This window comes from Bradyrhizobium elkanii USDA 76, assembly GCF_023278185.1.
Lineage (GTDB): Bacteria > Pseudomonadota > Alphaproteobacteria > Rhizobiales > Xanthobacteraceae > Bradyrhizobium > Bradyrhizobium elkanii.
The window spans coordinates 7,662,357-7,681,373 of sequence record NZ_CP066356.1 but is presented as its reverse complement, the minus strand read 5'-3'; the positions used below and the strand labels follow the sequence as shown (position 1 = coordinate 7,681,373).

The 19,017-nt window shown below is 62.5% G+C and carries 15 protein-coding genes and 1 tRNA gene; 9 read left to right on the top strand and 7 right to left on the bottom strand.

The window, feature by feature from the left end:
- Positions 1-46: 46 nt before the first annotated feature.
- The 3 genes from JEY66_RS36335 to JEY66_RS36325 all read left to right on the top strand — a co-directional run bounded on the left by JEY66_RS36335 (position 47) and on the right by JEY66_RS36325 (position 3,501).
- On the top strand, positions 47-805 hold the full coding sequence (locus tag JEY66_RS36335; protein WP_085964781.1) for a L,D-transpeptidase: 759 nt from the start codon (positions 47-49) through the stop codon (positions 803-805).
- A 328-nt stretch (positions 806-1,133) separates the two neighbouring features.
- Entirely contained in the window at positions 1,134-2,468 is a 1,335-nt protein-coding gene (locus tag JEY66_RS36330) for an arylsulfatase (protein WP_018269847.1), read from the top strand.
- A 31-nt stretch (positions 2,469-2,499) separates the two neighbouring features.
- On the top strand, positions 2,500-3,501 hold the full coding sequence (locus JEY66_RS36325; protein WP_018269848.1) for a SphA family protein: 1,002 nt from the start codon (positions 2,500-2,502) through the stop codon (positions 3,499-3,501).
- A 368-nt stretch (positions 3,502-3,869) separates the two neighbouring features.
- On the opposite strand, the gene JEY66_RS36320 is transcribed toward JEY66_RS36325, so the two are convergent.
- Entirely contained in the window at positions 3,870-4,277 is a 408-nt protein-coding gene (locus JEY66_RS36320; protein WP_026192274.1) for a hypothetical protein, read from the bottom strand.
- Positions 4,278-4,922: 645 nt separating this feature from the next.
- Here JEY66_RS36320 and JEY66_RS36315 point away from each other — a divergent pair.
- Positions 4,923-5,849, top strand: coding sequence for a formylglycine-generating enzyme family protein (locus tag JEY66_RS36315; RefSeq protein ID WP_026192275.1), 927 nt, complete (start codon positions 4,923-4,925; stop codon positions 5,847-5,849).
- A 124-nt stretch (positions 5,850-5,973) separates the two neighbouring features.
- Positions 5,974-7,650 (top strand): arylsulfatase, encoded by a 1,677-nt coding sequence (locus tag JEY66_RS36310; protein ID WP_370146002.1) that lies wholly within the window; start codon positions 5,974-5,976, stop codon positions 7,648-7,650.
- A gap of 377 nt (positions 7,651-8,027) precedes the next feature.
- Here the strand turns inward: JEY66_RS36310 and rpoH are convergent, their stop codons facing one another.
- Together rpoH and JEY66_RS36300 are read right to left on the bottom strand one after the other, a co-directional pair.
- Positions 8,028-8,924: an RNA polymerase sigma factor RpoH gene (gene rpoH / locus JEY66_RS36305; protein ID WP_024581019.1), complete on the bottom strand. Its 897-nt coding sequence runs from the start codon at positions 8,922-8,924 to the stop codon at positions 8,028-8,030.
- 216 nt (positions 8,925-9,140) lie between these two features.
- Entirely contained in the window at positions 9,141-10,160 is a 1,020-nt protein-coding gene (locus JEY66_RS36300; protein WP_018269853.1) for an RluA family pseudouridine synthase, read from the bottom strand.
- A 21-nt stretch (positions 10,161-10,181) separates the two neighbouring features.
- Here JEY66_RS36300 and JEY66_RS36295 point away from each other — a divergent pair, with 21 nt between their 5' ends.
- The 3 genes from JEY66_RS36295 (at position 10,182) to JEY66_RS36285 (ending at position 13,101) form a co-directional block, all read left to right on the top strand.
- Positions 10,182-10,517: a hypothetical protein gene (locus JEY66_RS36295; RefSeq protein WP_018269854.1), complete on the top strand. Its 336-nt coding sequence runs from the start codon at positions 10,182-10,184 to the stop codon at positions 10,515-10,517.
- A gap of 138 nt (positions 10,518-10,655) precedes the next feature.
- Positions 10,656-11,303, top strand: a complete 648-nt coding sequence (locus JEY66_RS36290; protein WP_016844868.1) for a QcrA and Rieske domain-containing protein — start codon at positions 10,656-10,658, stop codon at positions 11,301-11,303.
- Between the two features lie 67 nt (positions 11,304-11,370).
- Positions 11,371-13,101: a methanol/ethanol family PQQ-dependent dehydrogenase gene (locus tag JEY66_RS36285; protein WP_016844869.1), complete on the top strand. Its 1,731-nt coding sequence runs from the start codon at positions 11,371-11,373 to the stop codon at positions 13,099-13,101.
- Positions 13,102-13,232: 131 nt separating this feature from the next.
- On the opposite strand, the gene JEY66_RS36280 is transcribed toward JEY66_RS36285, so the two are convergent.
- From JEY66_RS36280 to JEY66_RS36270, 3 genes are read right to left on the bottom strand one after another with little or no spacing between them, the layout of a single operon-like run.
- Positions 13,233-13,505, bottom strand: coding sequence for a hypothetical protein (locus JEY66_RS36280; RefSeq protein ID WP_016844870.1), 273 nt, complete (start codon positions 13,503-13,505; stop codon positions 13,233-13,235).
- 54 nt (positions 13,506-13,559) lie between these two features.
- Positions 13,560-15,887, bottom strand: a complete 2,328-nt coding sequence (locus tag JEY66_RS36275; RefSeq protein ID WP_018269855.1) for a xanthine dehydrogenase family protein molybdopterin-binding subunit — start codon at positions 15,885-15,887, stop codon at positions 13,560-13,562.
- Between the two features lies 1 nt (position 15,888).
- A complete protein-coding gene (locus JEY66_RS36270; protein WP_016844872.1) occupies positions 15,889-16,341 on the bottom strand; it encodes a (2Fe-2S)-binding protein in 453 nt (150 codons plus the stop codon).
- Positions 16,342-16,928: 587 nt separating this feature from the next.
- On the opposite strand from JEY66_RS36270, the gene JEY66_RS36265 reads away from it, so the two are divergent.
- Positions 16,929-17,003 (top strand) — tRNA-Glu (locus JEY66_RS36265).
- A 530-nt stretch (positions 17,004-17,533) separates the two neighbouring features.
- On the opposite strand, the gene JEY66_RS36260 is transcribed toward JEY66_RS36265, so the two are convergent.
- Positions 17,534-18,958, bottom strand: coding sequence for an amidohydrolase family protein (locus tag JEY66_RS36260; protein WP_018269856.1), 1,425 nt, complete (start codon positions 18,956-18,958; stop codon positions 17,534-17,536).
- Between the last annotated feature and the right edge of the window lie 59 nt (positions 18,959-19,017).

Below are 19,017 nucleotides of genomic sequence, written 5' to 3'. Positions count from 1 at the left end.
AAATTTGCCGGGTACCCCTTCCGGGCATAGCGAGCAGGGGAGAGGTATGGGCAAGCGGGCCAAACGCGGAAAGATCGAAACGCTCACCCTGCCGGTCGCCGGAAGAGTTGTAGTTGGCGTCGTGGCCGCTGCCGCATTGGGGTACGGCTTGCTGTGGCGGCCGGCGAGCGTTCAACCGATACGGAAGCAAGCCGCGCACCAGGTGCCGGCGCCATCTAGTCCGACGACTCCCATTCACGTCGCGGCGCCGGTTCAGGCTCCAGCGCCAACTCCGGTTCCAATCCCGGTCCCCGCACCGCGGATCGAAACACCAAAAGCCGCTGACGCTCCCGGAAGATTTGTTCGGCAGGTGGTTGACTACGTCAGTCACCAGCCGCCGGGCACCGTCGTCATCGATACCGGAAACACATTTCTCTATCTCGTTCTGAACGGCGGGCAAGCGATGCGCTACGGCATCGGTGTCGGCCGCGAAGGTTTCACATGGTCCGGTGAACAGGTCGTGGCCCGCAAGACGGAGTGGCCGGATTGGCGTCCGCCTGCAGAGATGCTTTCGCGCCAGCCTTATCTGCCGCGGTTCATGGCAGGCGGTCCCGGCAATCCGCTCGGCGCCCGGGCGATGTATCTGGGCGAAACCGAGTACAGAATTCACGGCACCAACAAGCCCGATACGATCGGGAAGCGGGTTTCGTCCGGCTGCATCCGGCTGACCAATGACGACGTCATGGACCTTTATGATCGGGTGAAAGTCGGAGCGAAAGTGATCGTGCTTCCGGCACAAGCTGCCCCTCTGTTGGCCGAAAAATGATAGCTGGGACGATACGTCACTTTTTCAAAGTACGGGTCGTCAAAGCAATACAAGGTGTCCCTGCGCGCTGGGATGGCCCCGTAACAGACATCGCCGGACTGGCTCGGCAGCAAGAATGGGTGCAGTATTCCGTTCCGGCAACTTCTTGGCTTGAAACTCGGGGGTGCGTGTGGACAGTCAATCGAAAGCGAGCGCTCATCACGCTCTGAATCGGCGCGACGTTTTACTTGCGACGACCGCATTGGCGGCAGCGTCCACAATCGCGGCGACATCAAATGATCCTGCTCGCGCTCAAATGGGACCTGCGCCGAGTGGCCCTCCAAATATTGTGTACTTTCTGGTCGACAATCTCGGCTATGGCGAGCTCGGATGCTATGGCGGCGGCATCCTGCGCGGCGCGGATACTCGTCGCATCGATGCATTCGCCGGCGAGGGCATGAAGCTGCTCAACTTCGCCCCCGAAGCGCAGTGCACCCCATCGCGATCTGCCCTATTGACCGGTCGGTATGCCGTCCGCTCGGGCAACCACACCGTTGCCCTACCTGGTGACGATGGTGGCCTGGTCGCCTGGGAACGAACGATCGGAGACGTTTTGTCCGCGAAGGGCTACGCAACTGCCTGCTTCGGCAAATGGCACGTTGGCGCAGCAGCCGGCCGCTGGCCCACCGATCACGGCTTCGACGAATGGTACGGGCCCCCGCGCACGTGGGACGAGTCTTACTGGCCCGATGATCCCTGGTATGACCCCAAGCGCGACGGCGTCAGCAGCATGATGGAAGCGCAGCGGGGCCAGACGCCTCGGGACGTCAAGCAACTCACGCTCGACGTTCGGCGCGACGTCGACGCCGAGTTTCTCGACCGCGCCAAGGGCTTCATGCGCCGCAGCGTCCAGGCCGGCAAGCCGTTCTTCCTGTACTTCAACCACTCGCTGATGCACATGCCGACGATCCCGCGAGCCTCGTTCAAGGGCAAGTCGGGCCAAGGCGACTGGGCGGATTGCCTGCTCGAGCTCGACTCCGACTTCGGCGAAGTCCTCGACACGCTGAAGGAACTGAAGATTGACGACAACACCATCGTGGTATTCTCCGGCGATAACGGCCCGGAGGAGCTCGAACCGTGGCGCGGGCATTCCGGCTTCTTCGACGGCTCCTACTTCACCGGCATGGAAGGATCGCTGCGAACGCCTTGTCTGGTGCGCTATCCCGGTCGGGTACCGGCCGGCAGGCAGAGCAACGACGTCGTCCACATCACCGACATGTTCACGACGCTGTTGCGGTGGGCCGGAGCCGAGCCGCCGCCGGACCGCGTCATCGATGGCGTCGACCAGCGCGCATTCCTCGAAGGAAAGCAGGACGGTTCGGCCCGTGACGGTTTTCCATACTGGATGGGAAGCACGCTCTACGGCGTCAAGTGGCGCAATTTCAAGATGGTCATGTACCTGCAACGGACCAGCCTGGAGCCGTCGCAGAAACTGGCCAGCCCGCACATCGTCAACCTGACCGTCGATCCCAAGGAGCGCAAGGCGATCGATCTGCCGTACATGCACACCTGGACGGCAGTACACTTCGGGAAGATCCTGAAGGATTTTGAGCAAAGCGTCCGGCGCGAGCCGCTGATCCCGGCCGGCGCGCCGCTGGATCATGTCCCCGTTCGGAAGACTTAATCGGGACGTCTCTCGGCATGGAGTCAAACCGATGCAAAGAACATCGACCCTTTGTCTGGCGATTGCCGCGCTGACCGCATCGGCGAGCCTCACGCCGACCCTCGCCGACGAGGGGGGCGTCAGCTTCTGGCTTCCCGGCAATTTCGGCAGCCTGGCAGCCGTGCCCGGAACGCCCGGATGGTCATGGGCGACGATCTACTACCATGGCGAAGCTGCGGCAGCAGCCAACGCCCCATTCCCCCGTGGCGGACGGACCGACGTCGGCATCAGCGGCCGCGGCGATCTCGCTTTCTTCGGGCCGACCTACACGTTCGCCACCCCGGTGCTAGGCGGCCAAGCCGCCATCAGCATCCTCGGCGCTGCCGGCCGCAACGAGGCCTCCGCAGCGTTGTCGCTGACCGGACCGCTCGGCAACACCATCGCGCTCGCTCGCACGCAGGAACTCACCTCCTTTGGTGACGTGATCCCGAGCGCTACCCTGAAGTGGAATTTCGGGACCAACAACCTGATGGTCTACGGCATGGGCGACATCCCGATCGGGGACTACGATCCTGCCCGCCTGGCTAATCTCGGCATTGGTCACGCCGCCGTCGATTTCGGCGGCGGCTACACCTACTTCGACCCGAAGTCCGGCAACGAGTTCTCCTGGGTCGCCGGACTCACCTACAACTTCAAGAACCCCGACACGCAGTACCGAAACGGAGCGGACTTTCACATCGATTGGGGTGCCTCCCATTTCTTCGACAGCAAGCTCCAGCTCGGCTTGGTTGGCTACTACTTCCAGCAGGTCACCGACGACGTCGGCGCGCCGGCGTCGCTTGGCGGCTTCCGCTCCCGCGTCGCCGGGGTCGGTCCGCAGGCCGGCTACATCTTTCCGATGGGCGACAAGCTGCAGGGATACGTGAACCTGAAGGGCTACTGGGAATTCGCCGACCAGAATCGCGCGGCGGGCTGGAACACGTGGCTGACCTTCGCGATCTCGCCTGCCGCGCCGGAGCCGACATCCGCCAAACCGATCATGCGGAGATACTGAGAACCGGTCACGTTCAGGTAGCGCAACGGCGAGACGCCTGCTTCTGGCCAACCACGGATGTCGCGGCGGCGCAGAGCGATGTCGCCTTTTTGGCCCTCAGCCTACGTGGCAAGAGCGCCTCCGCTCCCGAGGCTGATGCGGACATTCATCGGCAGGCGGATCCATGGGCATACGTCCTGGATCGAGGTACATGCCGAAGCATCAGACCAAAAACCAGCCGCTTAGGATGGGTGGAGCGGAAGCGATACCCATCGACCCTTGTGGTGCGCGCGTTACGCCTTCTGACCGAAGCGGTCCTGCACGCGGATGGCGCGCCGTCGCGTGCGCCATCCGCTCCTGCAATCGATCTCTTGCGAAGAAAAAGAGCCTCAGGCCTTCAGGTCCGTGATCCGCATGATCGCGACCACATTCCCGTCGTTGTACGCCTGCTCTTTTGTTTCCTTGTTGCAGGTCCAGACAAAATTCTTCTTGCCCGTAAAGGTCTTTCCGTCCTGCTCAAGCCGAAGCTCCCCTTCGGTGATATGGCAGATCATGGCATTCATCATCGGGGGACCCATGGTCTTCGATCCCGGCTGCATAATGACATCGCGCATCGAGACCGTCTTGAATCCTGGGATCAGGGATGGTGTCTCGCCTTCATATTCGCGCAACACGACGCCTGGCCAAGGTGCACTATCCTTGTAGCCCGTGGCTTGAGCCTCGGCGGGCTTGATCATGGCAGTCGAAACCGCTGCCAACGCGATTCCCAGTGCGGACCTTCGATCGACCTTTCTCATCGCTTTTCTCCCGACGTTACCGAACGAGCCGCCGCAAATGCAGCGCGCAAGGTTCGTGGTGAACGGTGGTGTGAAACCGAAAAAAGAACGGCCTCTAAGAGAGCGTGCCTGCCGATAGCACCAGTGCTGCTCGTTTGCCCGGACGGTGATTTCGGCACGTCCCGTTTCAAGGGCCGTGACACTATACGTCACCTGACGCATCCGGGGAACAGGTGGCGTTGCACGAAGACACAGCGGCCTGTCGGGAAGGTCCGAAATTGGCCCCTTAGCCGATATGGACCAAGTGCGCCTAACTTGTACCGAGGCTGATGCGGACATTCGTAGACAGGCGGATTGATGGGCGTACGTCCAGTGCTTCCCGGAATGCTGCCCCCGAAGGCAGTCCCGCCTTGATCTAGATCAAGATCGCCTTAATCGAGTGAGTGTCACCTGTATCAACTTCAGGGCGGCCATTGCGGCGCCGCGGCATCCGCGGGTCGAACAGAGGCCGCGCGCGCAGATTGGGATGTTGGGCCACGGTCCGATATCACGCGAGGGTTTTGCCTCGTAGCGGGAAAAGATCGGCTGGGAGGTGACGCCTTGCGAGCGAAGTCCAGGCGCGCGCGCCATATCGCCATTTGCGATGGTCCGTCAGATATCGACCAGATGATCTGCATACCCGGCGGGACATTCCGCATGGGATCGGACAAGCATTATCCGGAGGAGGCGCCGGCACATCGGGTGAGTGTCGATGGCTTCTGGATGGATCGCCATCCTGTCACAAACAAGCAGTTCAGAAAGTTCGTCAAGGCTACAGGTCACGTTACCGTGGCCGAGATTGCGCCCGACCCGAGAGACTATCCCGGGATCCTACCGCACATGATTTATGCGGGCTCCCTGATGTTCTTGCCGCCACGGCACCCGGTCGGCCTGCGCGACTTCAGCCAGTGGTGGACCTTCGCGAAGGGTGCTGACTGGCGCCATCCGTACGGACCGAATAGCAACATCGATGCGCTCGACCATCATCCCGTCGTGCACGTGGCCTTCAACGACGCGCTTGCGTACGCGCAATGGGCTGGCAAGGAACTGCCGACCGAAGCGGAGTGGGAGATTGCGGCACGCGGCGGGCTCGATGACGCCGAGTATGCGTGGGGTGACGAATTCATGCCGCGCGGCCGTCACATGGCTAACACCTGGCAAGGTGATTTTCCGCACCAAAACACCAATGCCGACGGTTTCGAACGCACCTCGCCAGTCACCGCATTCCCGCCGAACGGCTACGGCCTTTACGACATGATCGGCAACGTCTGGGAATGGACAGCCGACTGGTATTCCCCCAGGCATGAGGCGGATGTGGCGAAGGCCTGCTGCATCCCGGAGAATCCGCGCGGCGGACGTGAGGCCGACAGCTACGACCCAAGAACAACCAACGTGAAGATTCCACGGAAGGTCATCAAAGGCGGCTCGCATTTGTGCGCGCCGAATTACTGCCGACGCTACCGGCCGGCAGCGCGTCACGCGGAGCCGGTTGATACTTCCACGAGTCATCTTGGCTTTCGATGCATCAGTCGAGGAGTTCTCAATGCATCATAAACAGGAGAGCGTAGCCATGTTGAGTTCTGTATTGCCCGACGAGCCGTCGCCCCCTACTGGAACGCCGCCCCGCAAGACATCTGGCTGGCTCAAGGGGGCCTGCGCCTCGTTGCTCAGCACGACGATGCTGATGGCCTTGTCCGGTCCGGTCAGCACACCGGCGTTGGCGCAAAACCAGCAAAAGCCAAACATTCTCTTCATCATGGGTGACGACATCGGCTGGATGCAGCCGAGCATCTACCATCGCGGATTGATGGTCGGGGAGACGCCCAACATCGATCGCATCGGCAACGAAGGCGCGATGTTCACGCACTACTACGCCGAGCAGAGCTGCACGGCCGGGCGTACGGCCTTCATCACCGGCATGCAGCCGGTTCGCGTCGGCATGGTCTTGCCGGAAATTCCCGGTAGCCCATCCTATCTGCGGACGGGGACGCCGACGCTTGCCAAGTTCCTGCTCGATCTCGGCTACACCACCGGCGAGTTCGGCAAGAACCATCTCGGCGACCACACCGAGTCGCTGCCGGCTGCGCAAGGCTTCCAGGAATACTGGGGCTATCTCTATCACCTCGACGCCATGCAAGGGGTGAGCTTCCCCGACCTCAACAAAACCGCGACCCAGCAGACCCTTGCGCCGCCATGCAAGAACACGCCGATCCCCGGCGTGGCTGAGGTCCCCGGCGCTGTAGATCCCAGGACCACGGTTTGCCTGACGCCGCCGCGTCCGATGCTCGCCTGCAAGTCCTCGGACGGCACCGCAAAGAACATGACCTGCAAGGATGAGGGTCCGCTGACTCTCGAGCGATCCAAGACCGTGGACGAAGAAATCTCGGCCAAGGTCGTCGACTTCCTCGATCGCAACGACCCGAAGAAGACCAGCAAGCCGTTCTTCGTCTGGTACAACCCGGCACGCATGCACATCACGACCGTGCTGCCGGACAAGTATCTGAACATGGTGGGCGAGCCTGGCGGCAAGGATTGGGGCGTCAACGAAGCCGGCATGAAGCAGATGGATGACAACATCGGCGTGGTACTGAAGAAGCTCGAAGACATGGGCCAACTCGACAACACGATCGTCGTCTTCACCACCGACAACGGCGCCGAGACCATCACCTTCCCGGACGGCGGCGTCACACCGTTCAAGGGCGGCAAGCTGAGCACCTGGGAGGGCGGCATGCGCGCTCCGATGGTGATTCGCTGGCCCGGCGTCATCAAGCCCGGCACGGTCAAGAACGAAATGTTTTCCGCCCTCGACTGGCTCCCGACCTTCGTCGAGATCGCCGGCGGGCCCAAGGGCGACGCACTGAAGCAACAGGTCGAGGCCGGCTATCCTAATATGGTCAAGACCACCCTCGACGGTGTTAATCAGATCGACTATCTGAGCGGCAAGTCCGACAAGTCGGCCCGCGACCACTTCCTGTATTACTCCGGCAAGGAGCCGTCGGCGGTCCGCTACAAGAACTGGAAGATGTACTTCGCGATGGTGTCGGACTCGCCAGCTGGCTTCATTGCCGGTGTGCAGCCCTACTCCTGGACCCAGGTCGTCAACATCAAGCGCGATCCTTTCGAAACCTCCGTTGGTACACAGCTGAAGACGTTGTTCGGCATGGCCGGGGCTATTGCTTCTCCGTCTACTGCCTACGTCTATGATTGGAACATGCTGCCGATCGGCCAGCAGCTGTGGCTGAGGCACCTGGAGACCTTCATCAAATTCCCGCCGCTGCAGGACCCGGCCAGCTACAACCTGGAACAGGTCATGCAGCGAGTGAAGGACATGAAGACGGCCGGCCGCAGCGACTAGTGGCAACATCTGGCCGCGATTGAGAACAACAGAAGCGGCCGGCGCGAAAGCGCCGGCCGCCTGTCCCCGGGCATCCAGAAACTCCACGAGAAGCGCAAGATGAGGCTTTCAACGAAGAAGGATTGGAAGCGGATTATCTTTGCATTCGAATAGGTGAGATGGAGCGCTCCCGAAGCGTGCCCAAAGAACTAGCGATGTCAGCTTGTGGCCCCGAAACCGACATGACCAAGTGCGCCTCGCGCCTCCGCTCCCGAGGCTGATGCGGACATTTGTCGGCAGGCGGACTGATCGAGGCGCGTGCCGAGCCCCACTTTGCAAACAACAAAAAAGCCGGCGTTGCCGCCGGCTTTCGTGTCTCTTGGTTCGTCGCAGCGCGATCAGTGCGCGGCTTCGAGCGCGGCTTCCTGCCGGGCAATCGTGCCCTTGACGGCCGACTGCACCTTCTCGAACGCGCGGACCTCGATCTGACGCACGCGCTCGCGCGACACGCCGAACTCGGCGGCGAGGTCTTCCAGCGTCATCGGCTCGTCCGCCAGACGCCGCGCCTCGAAGATGCGGCGTTCGCGCGGGTTGAGCACGCCGATCGCACCGTTCAGGGCCTGGCGGCGATGATCGAACTCCTCGCTCTCGGCCATCAGGGCTTCGGCGTTGGGCGAGTTGTCGACCAGCCAATCCTGCCATTCGCCGGCTTCGCCGTCGTCGCGGATCGGGGCGTTGAGCGACGCGTCACCGCCGAGGCGGCGGTTCATGTCGATCACGTCCTGATCGGTCACGCCGAGGCGCTTGGCAATCAGCTTCACCTGGTCGGGGTGGAGATCACCCTCTTCCAGGGCGGAGATCTTGCTCTTCGCCTTGCGCAGGTTGAAGAAGAGCTTCTTCTGGTTCGCGGTGGTGCCCATCTTCACGAGCGACCAGGAACGCAGAATGTACTCTTGTATTGACGCCTTGATCCACCACATGGCGTAAGTGGCGAGACGGAAGCCCTTCTCGGGCTCGAATCGCTTCACCGCCTGCATCAGGCCGACATTGCCTTCCGAGACGACCTCGGAGATCGGCAAGCCGTAGCCGCGATAGCCCATGGCGATCTTGGCCACGAGCCTGAGATGGCTGGTGACGAGCTTATGCGCCGCGTCGCGATCGTCATGCTCGCGCCAACGCTTGGCGAGCATGTACTCCTGCTGGGGTTCCAGCATCGGGAACTTGCGGATCTCGGCGAGGTATCGAGAGAGGCCGGATTCTCCATTGAGGACCGGCAACGTAGCTGTACGGGCCATTTGAGCGCCCTCCAGTGGTTCAGGCCCCCGATAGCGGCGGGCCCGGCAGGTGGCCGCTGGGTTAAAGCCGGCCATGCTGCGATGTTCCGCGCTGGATATTCAGCGCAGGTGCAACATACACCAAACTGTCCGTGATAGGGAAGGATTGCTGACGTCACGTCCCCGTGTGGCAGGTATAACCTGTTGTCATAACGCGGCTTTTCCGGAAGGGGTGCGTCATACCGCCGCTTCCAGCGCCCGTTGCAGAAGAAGCAAATCCTCCGGCAAAGGCGCCTCCCAGTGCAAAAGTTCTCCGGTCCGGGGGTGCTCCAATGCCAGCAGATAGGCGTGCAGGGCCTGCCGGTCGAGGGCGGTGAGTGCGTCCTTACCTTCCGCGCCGAGCTGCCCGGCCTTGGTCTTGAAGTGAGCGCCGTAGACGCTGTCGCCGAGCAGCGGATGGCCGAGATGGGCGAGGTGCACCCGGATCTGATGGGTCCGCCCGGTCTCGAGCCGGCACGCCAGCAGCGAGGCGACCGGCTTGCCGTCGCGGCCGGCAAAACTCGCGAGCACCTCGAAATGGGTGATCGCCTCGCGGCCGCCCTGGCGCACCGCCATCTTCTCGCGGGCGTGCGGGTGGCGGTCGATCGGCGCGTCGATCGTGCCGTGGGGCCGGTTCGGCACGCCCCAGACGAACGCCATGTAGCCGCGCTCCATCGGGCCGGTGCGGCCATGGTCGGCGAACTGCGCGGTCAGCGACTGGTGGGCGTGGTCGTTCTTGGCGACCACCATCAGCCCCGTGGTGTCCTTGTCGAGGCGGTGCACGATGCCCGGCCGCTTGACCCCGCCGATGCCGGACAGGCTCGCGCCGCAATGCGCGATCAGCGCGTTGACCAGCGTTCCGCTGGCGTGGCCGGCGGCGGGATGCACGACGAGGCCCCTCGGCTTGTCGATGACGATGATGTCGTCGTCCTCGAACACGATATCGAGCGCGATGTCCTCGCCCTGCGGTTCGGCGGGCGCGGCCTCCGGCACGTCGATTATGATCGTATCGCCCTTGGCGACATGATAAGCGGGGTCGCGGACGACGGCGTCCTTGACGGTCACGGAACCGGCGAGGATCAGCGCCTTCAGCCGGGACCGCGACAGTTCGGGACTGCGCTGCGCGAGCACGCGGTCGAGCCGGGCCGAGCCCTCGTCGCCGGCGACGACGACCTCCAGCTTCCGACCGCCATTCGAAGAGACTTGTTGCGAAGACACTTGCAAAGATAGAGCCTTGTGATGACCGACACCGCTGTGACCGAACCGACCCCCGACCAGGCCGCGCTGATCGCGCGGGTGCGGCGCATGATGCTGATCGCGGGCCTGACCTCGGCACTGGCCGTGGCCGTCGTCTTGATTGCCATCGGCTACCGCCTTTATCGCAGCGAGGGAAGCCCCGTTTCCGTTTCCGACGTCACTGCTGCGCTGCCGAAGGGCGCCCGCATCGTCGCCACCGGCGTCGCCGGCGAGCGATTGATCCTCACGCTTGATGTGGGCGGTGCAACAGAGATTCGCACATTTGATGCAAAGACGCTGAAACCTGTCGGCAGGCTGAGCTTCGTCAACGAACCCTGATCGCAGCAATCGCGAAGCAGCGCCGGCAATCAACCAAATCCGCAACCGAAAGCTGCAGCGTATTTTTTGCGCATGCGTTCGCGCATCGAGAAGGTGTGTCGCCATCTTTTCGGCCGAGTTGCACGTTCAGCTTGCGCCATGTCGCGATCCAACTCCAACGCTTCCATCGAACAGTCCGGTGAATCCGATGCGGCAGGGTCGTGCACCGACCCGACGCGCCGCGCGGTGTTGACCGCGCTCGCGAGCTGCGCCTGCCTCGCCGCGATCGAGCCCGCGGCCGCCGATGACGACGAACAGCCCGGCGCCAATGAGCGGCCGCAAAAAGCCGATCGGCTCGTGCGCGCCGAAGGCGACAAGGCGGGCCAGGTCATCAAGTCGGAAGATCTGACCTTGGGCGGCCCGCCCATTCGCGCCTGGCCGCAGGACCCGAACACCTCGGTGGTCCGCAAGGGCTCGCGGCTGAACGAGGTCGTGCTGGTCAAGCTCGATCCGAGCGAGCTCGACGATGCCACGCGCGCCCGCGCCCCTGACGGCATCGTCTGCTACTCGGTCGTCTGCACGCATGCCGGATGTCCGATCACCGCCTGGTTGAAGGAAGAGCAGGGCGACAAGAACGTCCTGAAATGCCTCTGTCACAACTCCGAATACGATCCGCGGCAGAATGCGCAGGTCGTGTTCGGGCCGGCGCCACGTCGCCTCGCGGCATTGCCGCTGACGGTTGCCGACGGCGCGATCACCGTCGCAGCGCCATTCGTCGGAAAGGTGGGTGCTCAGCAGGGAGGATGAGGCCACATCGGGATTTCTGCATGACCTAAATTGAAAAAATCAAAACAGAGCAGGGAGGTAGCATCTCATGACAAGCAAGCAGTGGTTACTGTCGAGTTGTGTCGCATTCACGTGCCTCATTTCGACCTATGCCGTCGCGGGGCCGATCGAAAACTACAGTTCGGTGACCTCGGCGCGTCTCGAAAATCCCGAACCCGGCAACTGGATGCTGTATCGCCGGACCTATGACGGACAGGGGTATAGTCCGCTCAACCAGATCAACACCTCCAACGTCAAGGACCTCAAGCCGGTCTGGACTTTCTCGACCGGCGTCATCGAGGGCCATGAGGCGCCGCCGATCGTCAACAACGGCGTGATGTTCGCCGCGACCCCGATGGGACAGGTGATCGCGCTCAACGCCAAGACCGGCGAGGAGTATTGGCGCTACAAGCGGCAGCTTCCCGACGATCTGTTCCAGCTGCATCCGACCAGCCGCGGCGTCGGCCTGTGGCAGGACAAGGTCTACTTCGCCACCACCGACGACCATGTCGTCGCGCTCGACGCCAAGACCGGCAAGGTGGTCTGGGACACCAAGGTCCAGGACTACAAGAAGGGTCAATACCTGACGCTGATGCCGCTGGTGATCGACGGCAAGGTGATCGTCGGCGGCTCCGGCGGCGAGTTCGGCGTGCGCGGCTATGTCGTCGCCTACGATGCCGAGAGCGGCAAGGAGCTCTGGCGCACCTTCACCATCCCCGGCGAAGGCGAGCCCGGGCACGAGACCTGGAGCGGCGACGACTGGAAGTCGGGCGGTGGATCGGCCTGGATGACCGGCACCTACGACAAGGACAACAAGACGATCCTCTGGGGCGTCGGCAACGCTGCGCCCTGGCCGGGCTCGGCACACGCCGGCGACAACCTCTACACCAGCTCGGTGATCGGTCTCGATCCCGAGACGGGCAAGATCAAGAAGCACTTCCAGTATCACCAGAACGATTCCTGGGACTGGGACGAGGTCGATGCGCCGATGCTGGTCGACCTGCAGCGTGACGGACGGTCGTTCAAGAGCCTGATCCACCCGGGACGCGACGCGATCTTCTGGATACTCGAGAACAAGCCCGACAAGATCAACTACGTGTCCGGCTGGCCGTTCGTGAAGACCAATGTCTGGAAGGGCATCGAGGCCGAGACCGGCCGGCCGATCGTCGATCCCGAGCACAAGCCGGTGCTCGGCAAGCGGGTCGAGTTCTGCCCGTCGCTATGGGGCGGCAAGGATTGGCCGTCGGCGGCGTACAGCCAGAGCACCAAGCTCGTCTACGTTCCCGCCAACGAGAACTTCTGCGGCGGCTTCACGGGCGAGAAGCAGCCGCTGGTGCCCGGCCAGCTCTGGCTCGGCACCAAGCCGGAGGACATCGGACTGACGCCGGCGCCGAACGCCGATCATTTCGGCGAGTTGCAGGCGTGGGATCCGGCCACCGGCAAGAAGGTCTGGCAGCACGACTTCAAGACCTCGCAGCTGTTCGGATCGGTGACGGCGACCGCGGGCGACCTGGTTCTCGCCGGCGGCACCAATGACCGGATGTTCCGCATCTTCAACGCCAAGACCGGCGAGCTGTTGTGGGAGCAGAAGACCAACTCCGGCATCATGGCGATGCCGATGTCCTATGAGGTCGACGGAACGCAATACATCGCGGTCCAGTCGGGCTGGGGCGTCGACGCGCAGCGCATCCAGGACGCTCTGGCCGGCAAGGTCAAGGGCTTCGAGAACAACGTCCCGCAAGGCGGCGTGATCTGGGTGTTCGCGCTCGACAAGAAGTAAGCGCGCGATCTGGAGCGTGATCCGATTGAATCGGATCATGCTCCCAAGCCTTTGTTGGACTCAGCGACAGGGGGCGATGCGATCGGGAAGCGGCGGATGGGGAGACCGCCGCTTCCCGGTCTGCGCTTGCGTTACTTGCCCTTGGTATCGACCTTCCGCTTCTCGTCGTCGTTCATCTGCTTGATCGTGGGATCGCGGCTCGCTTCCCCGGTGGTCTGGCCTGTGGTCGACGGCGGGCCGCTGCTGGGAACCGACGTCTGGTCGGGCAGCACCTTGGCCGGGCGCGTTGCGGTCGCTTTCGGCGGCGAGTCCGACTGTGCGAGCGCAGCCTGCGTCGCAAAAAGAAAGACGCCCGCGGACAGGGCTGCCGCGAGCGTCCCGAATGTTTGAGGTGAGGTTCTCATCGATCTGCTCCAGTGGACCGATGAGAACGACCTATCTCGCCTGACGTTCCAGCTTCACGTCTCCAGCTGCTTGCCGATCGGCAGGGCGCGGATGCGCTTTCCGGTCGCGGCAAAGATCGCGTTGATCAATGCCGGCGCGAACGGCGGCACACCGGGCTCGCCGACGCCGCTCGGCGGGGTGTCGGCGCCGGGCGGCACGATGTGGACGTTGGTGATCACAGGCGACTCGTCCATCCGGATCACCGGGAAGTCGTCGAAATTGCCCTGCTGCACCTTGCCGTCCTTGAAGCTGATCTCGCCGTATTTGGCCAGACTCAGCCCCATGATCGCAGCGCCTTCGATCTGCGAGTGGATCCGTTCCGGATTGACATAGGTGCCGCAATCGATCGCGGTGTCGACCCGCGGCACCGAGAACTTGCCCTTGTCGTCGACCGCCACCTCGACGATGGTCGCGATGTAGCTGACGAAGGAGCGGTGCACCGCGATGCCGAGGCCGTGGCCCTTCGGCACCTTGCGGCCCCACTCGCCCTTTTCGGCGACCAGCTCGACCACCTTGCGTAAGCGCGCGGTGTCGATCGGGTAGCTGTCATAGGGCTCGCCGTAGTTCCAGGGATCCTTCACCGAGGACAGGTTGACGATCCGCGGGCTTCCGATCAGCTCCAGCAGCATCTCCTTCTGGTCGCGGCCTGTCGCATGCGCGATTTCCCCGACCATGGATTGCACCGCGAAGGCGCGCGGGATGTTGGAGACCGAGCGGAACCAGCCGATCCGCGTGAACGCGGCCGCTTCCGGATTCTCGCACTGCAGATTGGCGATCTCGAACGGGTTGTCGATCAGGCCCATGCCGAGCTCGAACGGCGCCTCGTGATTGGCGCCGGCGGCGAAGGTCGAGGCGATGGTCGGCGCCACGCTGCGGTGCCGCCACGCGATCACCTTGCCGCTCTTGTCGAGACCGGCCTCGATCCGTTCCACCGAGACCGTGTGCAGGAAGTCGTGATGGACGTCGTCCTCACGCGTCCACTGCACCTTGACCGGCGCGCCGAGCTCCTTCGACAGCAATGCCGCCTCGAGCGCGAAGTCGCATTTCGACTTGCGGCCGAAGCCGCCGCCGAGCAGCGTCACGTTGACGGTGACATTGTCCTCGGGGATGCCGAGCGTCTTGGCGACATCCTCGCGGGTGCCGCCGGGGCTTTGCACCGGCGCCCAGATCGTGGCCTTGTCGCCCTTGACGTCGGCGACCGCGACCGGCGGCTCCATGCTGACATGGGCGAGATGCGGCAAATAGTATTCGCCGGTTATCACCTTGTCGGCGCTCTTCAGCGCCGCATCGGCATCGCCTTCCTTGCGCACCACGAGGCCGGGCTTGCGCGCGGCTTCCTCGAGCGAGGCACGGTAGGTGACGGAGTCGTATTTGGCGTTGGCGCCGTCGTCCCAGACGATCTTCAGCGCGTCGCGGCCCTTGATCGCAGCCCCGGTGTTGCGCGCGATCACGGCCACGCCGCCGAGCGGCTGGAACTTGGACGGCCAGGGCCAGCCCTTGACCTCCATCACCTTCTCGACGCCCGGCACCTTCTTGGCCGCGCTGTCGTCGAACGACTTGAGCTTGCCGCCGGTGACCGGCGGACGGGCGATCACGGCATATTTCAGGCCGGGCAGGCGGACATCGGCGCCGTAATGCGCCTTGCCGGTGGTGATGTCGTGCAGGTCGACGATCGAGACCTGGCCCTTGCCGAGATAGCGGAAGTCCTTGGGGTCCTTCAGCTTGAGGCCCTCGACGCTCGGCACCGACTCTTTCGCGGCGTCGGCCGCGAGCTCGCCGAAGCCGGCCTTGCGGCCGCTCGCGCTGTGCACCACCTCGTGGTTCTGCGCCTTCACCTCGGTGACCGGCACGCCCCATTTCTTGGCGGCGGCGGCTTCCAGCATCGAGCGCGCCGAGGCGCCGATCTGGCGCATCGGGATCAGATAGTGCCGCGTGCTGCGCGAGCCGTCGGTGTCCTGGTTGCCGAACTTGACCTCGTCGCCATGCGCCTGCTGGACATGGACGCGCGACCAGTCGGCCTCCATTTCCTCGGCGACGATCAAGGGGAGGCTGGTGCGCACGCCGGTGCCCATCTCGGAGCGGTGCGCCAGGATGGTGACGATGCCGTCGGGCGCGATCGCGACGAACACGCGCGGATCGACCACGACGCCGTGCGGCATCTTGCCGGCGCCGGTCTCATAGGCGAACGCCTGGCGCGTCATCACGGGCGCGGCGAGCACGAAAGAGCCGGCGATGCCGAGCCCCTTGAGGATGCTGCGGCGCGAAACGTTCTCGACCTTCACGTGCTTCTCGAAGCCGCGAAGCTTGCCAGAACCTGTTGGGATATTGGTGCGGATATTCATGTCACACCCCCGTCGATGCGAGATGGACGGCATTCTCGATCCGCTGGTAGCAGCCGCAGCGGCAGATATTGCCCGCCATGGCTTCGCGGATCTGGTCGTGGCTGGGCTTCGGGTTCTGGTCGAGCAGCGCCGCGGCCTGCATGATCTGGCCGGCCTGGCAGTAGCCGCACTGCGGCACGTTGACCTGGCGCCAGGCCTTCTGCACCGGATGGTCGCCGGTCGGATGCAGCCCCTCGATGGTGGTGACCTCGCGGCCGACGACGTCGGACACCGAGGTGATGCAGGCGCGGACCGCCTCCTTGTCGATGATCACGGTGCAGGCACCGCACAGCGCCTGGCCGCAGCCGAACTTGGTGCCCGTGAGGCCTGCTTCGTCACGGAGATACCAGAGCAGCGAAAGATCCGGGTCGCCGTCCCAATTCTGTTCCTGGCCGTTGATTTTTAGTTTGATCATGGTCTGTCCTCGCTCTGCCTAAGCTATTGACCTGTGCGGCGCGAGGTGTGGAACGTCTTCCATCGCCTGCGACCGCGCTGATGTTTGTTGTGCCAAGATATTCGTGAGCCAAATCTGCCGTGCGCCAAGGCCGTCAAGCGCTTGCGCTTTGTTCCAAGCACTCCTCTTGCTTGTCCGGCGCCGTGCGGGGCGCAGCATGGTGAAGGGCTGCGATGTTAGCAGAGGTCGGCGTCGGGTGACTTCACAGACAGGTGTTTTGCATTGCCATTTGGCGAAAGCAGGGCCGTGCACGATCAAGACATGACATCTCAAGGTGGCCATCATGCAATCGGTGGGGGCGGTGCCACTGTAGCGTGCAGGTGCGACGCGCTCGGGCAAGCCACACGCGGCATCTCGCCCGGCACCGTCTTCCCCGGTGCGCAATTGCGCACCTTGAGGGCATCGCGCGGCGATGAACCCGGAATCCAGCGGGATGGCACCGGATGCCCCCGGGGGCGTTCGTAAAGCATGGCCGACAAAATCCCCGCCGCAATGCACAAGGCATCTTGCGGCGGCCGGATTTCGAGGCTATTGCCTTGCCTCTCAACGCTCCCTTCGTCTAGCGGTTAGGACGCGGCCCTCTCAAGGCTGAAACAGGGGTTCGATTCCCCTAGGGAGCGCCAGATATTTCAATCACTTAGACCAGATTTGAAAAAGTCGTTGAATATCCGTCGAATAAGCGATGGCGGACATTGGCGAACGCTGCCAGGCAAACAGTAGACGCAATCTCATTCTAGTTTTCATCGCACGCCCAGCGTTGCTTCCGACGTACGACCGGAGACGATCGACAAGCAAAAGCCTGACCTGCGCTTCAAGGCGCGCCCCGATCTACCAGCCAAAGCGACACGCATCCTCGGGATGTGGGCAAGGCGCCCGCTCCACGTTTTCCTAGTGTGCGCGGCGTACCTGCAGCACGCAGAGATTGCAGCGGGACAAGCACACCAAATCCAAAACCATCCAATAGAGCGGCCTCTTTTTCCTGCATCGCTCGGCTGCGCAACACGTAGCCGTTGGGACCGACGGAGGAGACGAGGGCACACTTGCGACGGAAACGCAGTGGACGCTTGCGCAGCGCGTTAGCTGCCTATCGGTGCGATCGCGACGCACGCGAGTGGTGCAGCATGGAAAAGGACTAGTGTCTCCGTTCGGCCAGTTAATTGCATTCCGCGATGGGACCAAGGGAGGTGTTTTGTCCCGTGAGTGCGTTGCCGAGTTGCGTGGTAGCAGCGGCAAATGCGCCACTAACTGTCAAGGCTTGGCTGTTGAGACTTCGCTTTTCACCGCAGACTGAAACATCTTCGGTGGTGGACACGCCGGCCTGCGCCATATGATCCGGCGTTCCGTATACGGGCACGCCGTTCACGATCGTCAAGCTCACATCCGATGGGGATGCCGTCACGAGGTTGGAGTAAGCATCGGGTGAATGACCACTCATCATAAAGATATCGGCATGTCTGCCGGCTTCGATCGTACCAATCAACTGATCAACATGCGCCATGCGAGCCGGGATAGAGGTTGCCATTTCAAAGAGCTGCTTTGCTGAAAATAGCCCATTAAGCTTTGTAGTCGAGTAATCACTGGCGAACTTAAGCTCGGCCAGCATGTTGCTACTTCCGGTCGGGGACCAGTCCGGCGCTATCGCAATTGTCACGCCCTGTTGAGCCGCAGTCTCGACATCGGTTGTTTCGCCGTAAAGAACCAAATTGCTACGTGGCGACCAGACAAGCGATGCGCCGGCTTTGCTCATGTCTGCAAAATCGGATGCAACGAGGCCAACGCCGTGGATGATCACGGTGCTGGCTGTGAGCAATTTGTCATCCTTGAGGAGGCCAAATTCACTCTGTGCTTCCGCATCGGTGCGCTTGCCTTCCGCAAGATGGATGAAGAACGCCTTAATGGAGCCGTCCCTTAGACCGCTCTGATATTTTAGAAGATCGGCAGGCTTCATGTCACCCGGCCAATCCTGAGCGATAAGCGAATAGTTCGGTGGCGTGACACCGAGCGGGTTCGCCACCGGCTCGTGCCCGATGTTCGTTCCGTAAAATCCGCTGTACCAGTCGAGATTGCGCGCAAGGCCCTTGATGCAATCGTACATTGGCTTGCCGAAAGCCGGCGGAGATATACCAAGAAGCGTTGTCGTGCCGCCAATGAGTTGCTTGATCTCAGCGAACTCGTCCATGTCGCAAAACTCGGCGGCAACAATGTTTCTTTCGGGTACCTGAACCTCATTCTGATAAACTGGATCCCTGCGCCACTCATACCGATTGTTGTAGAGATGCGGCGGCGTCCAGCGCGGCAGCGTGTCGTAGATCGGGTGATTGTGCAGATCCACAAGGCCTGGATAAATGTAGTCACTCGACCGAACGATCTGGCCCTGCACGTTGGGTTGGGTCGCTGTCACCGAGACGATTTTGTCGTTTTTGATAAAGACCCAGCCATCTTGCACGACGCCTGACGGCGTCACGACATTTCCATTGAGCAAAAAATTTTGCGCGGCAGCTGATTGGCTGAACGCCGTGATTATGACTGCGAAGCTAAGAGCGCGAAATTCTGCACTCAGGGTCTGTTGCGTTTGCATATTTGCCCCCGACGGTTTGAAACCCACTCGGCCATTGGTACAATCGTCAGTTGCAGAAG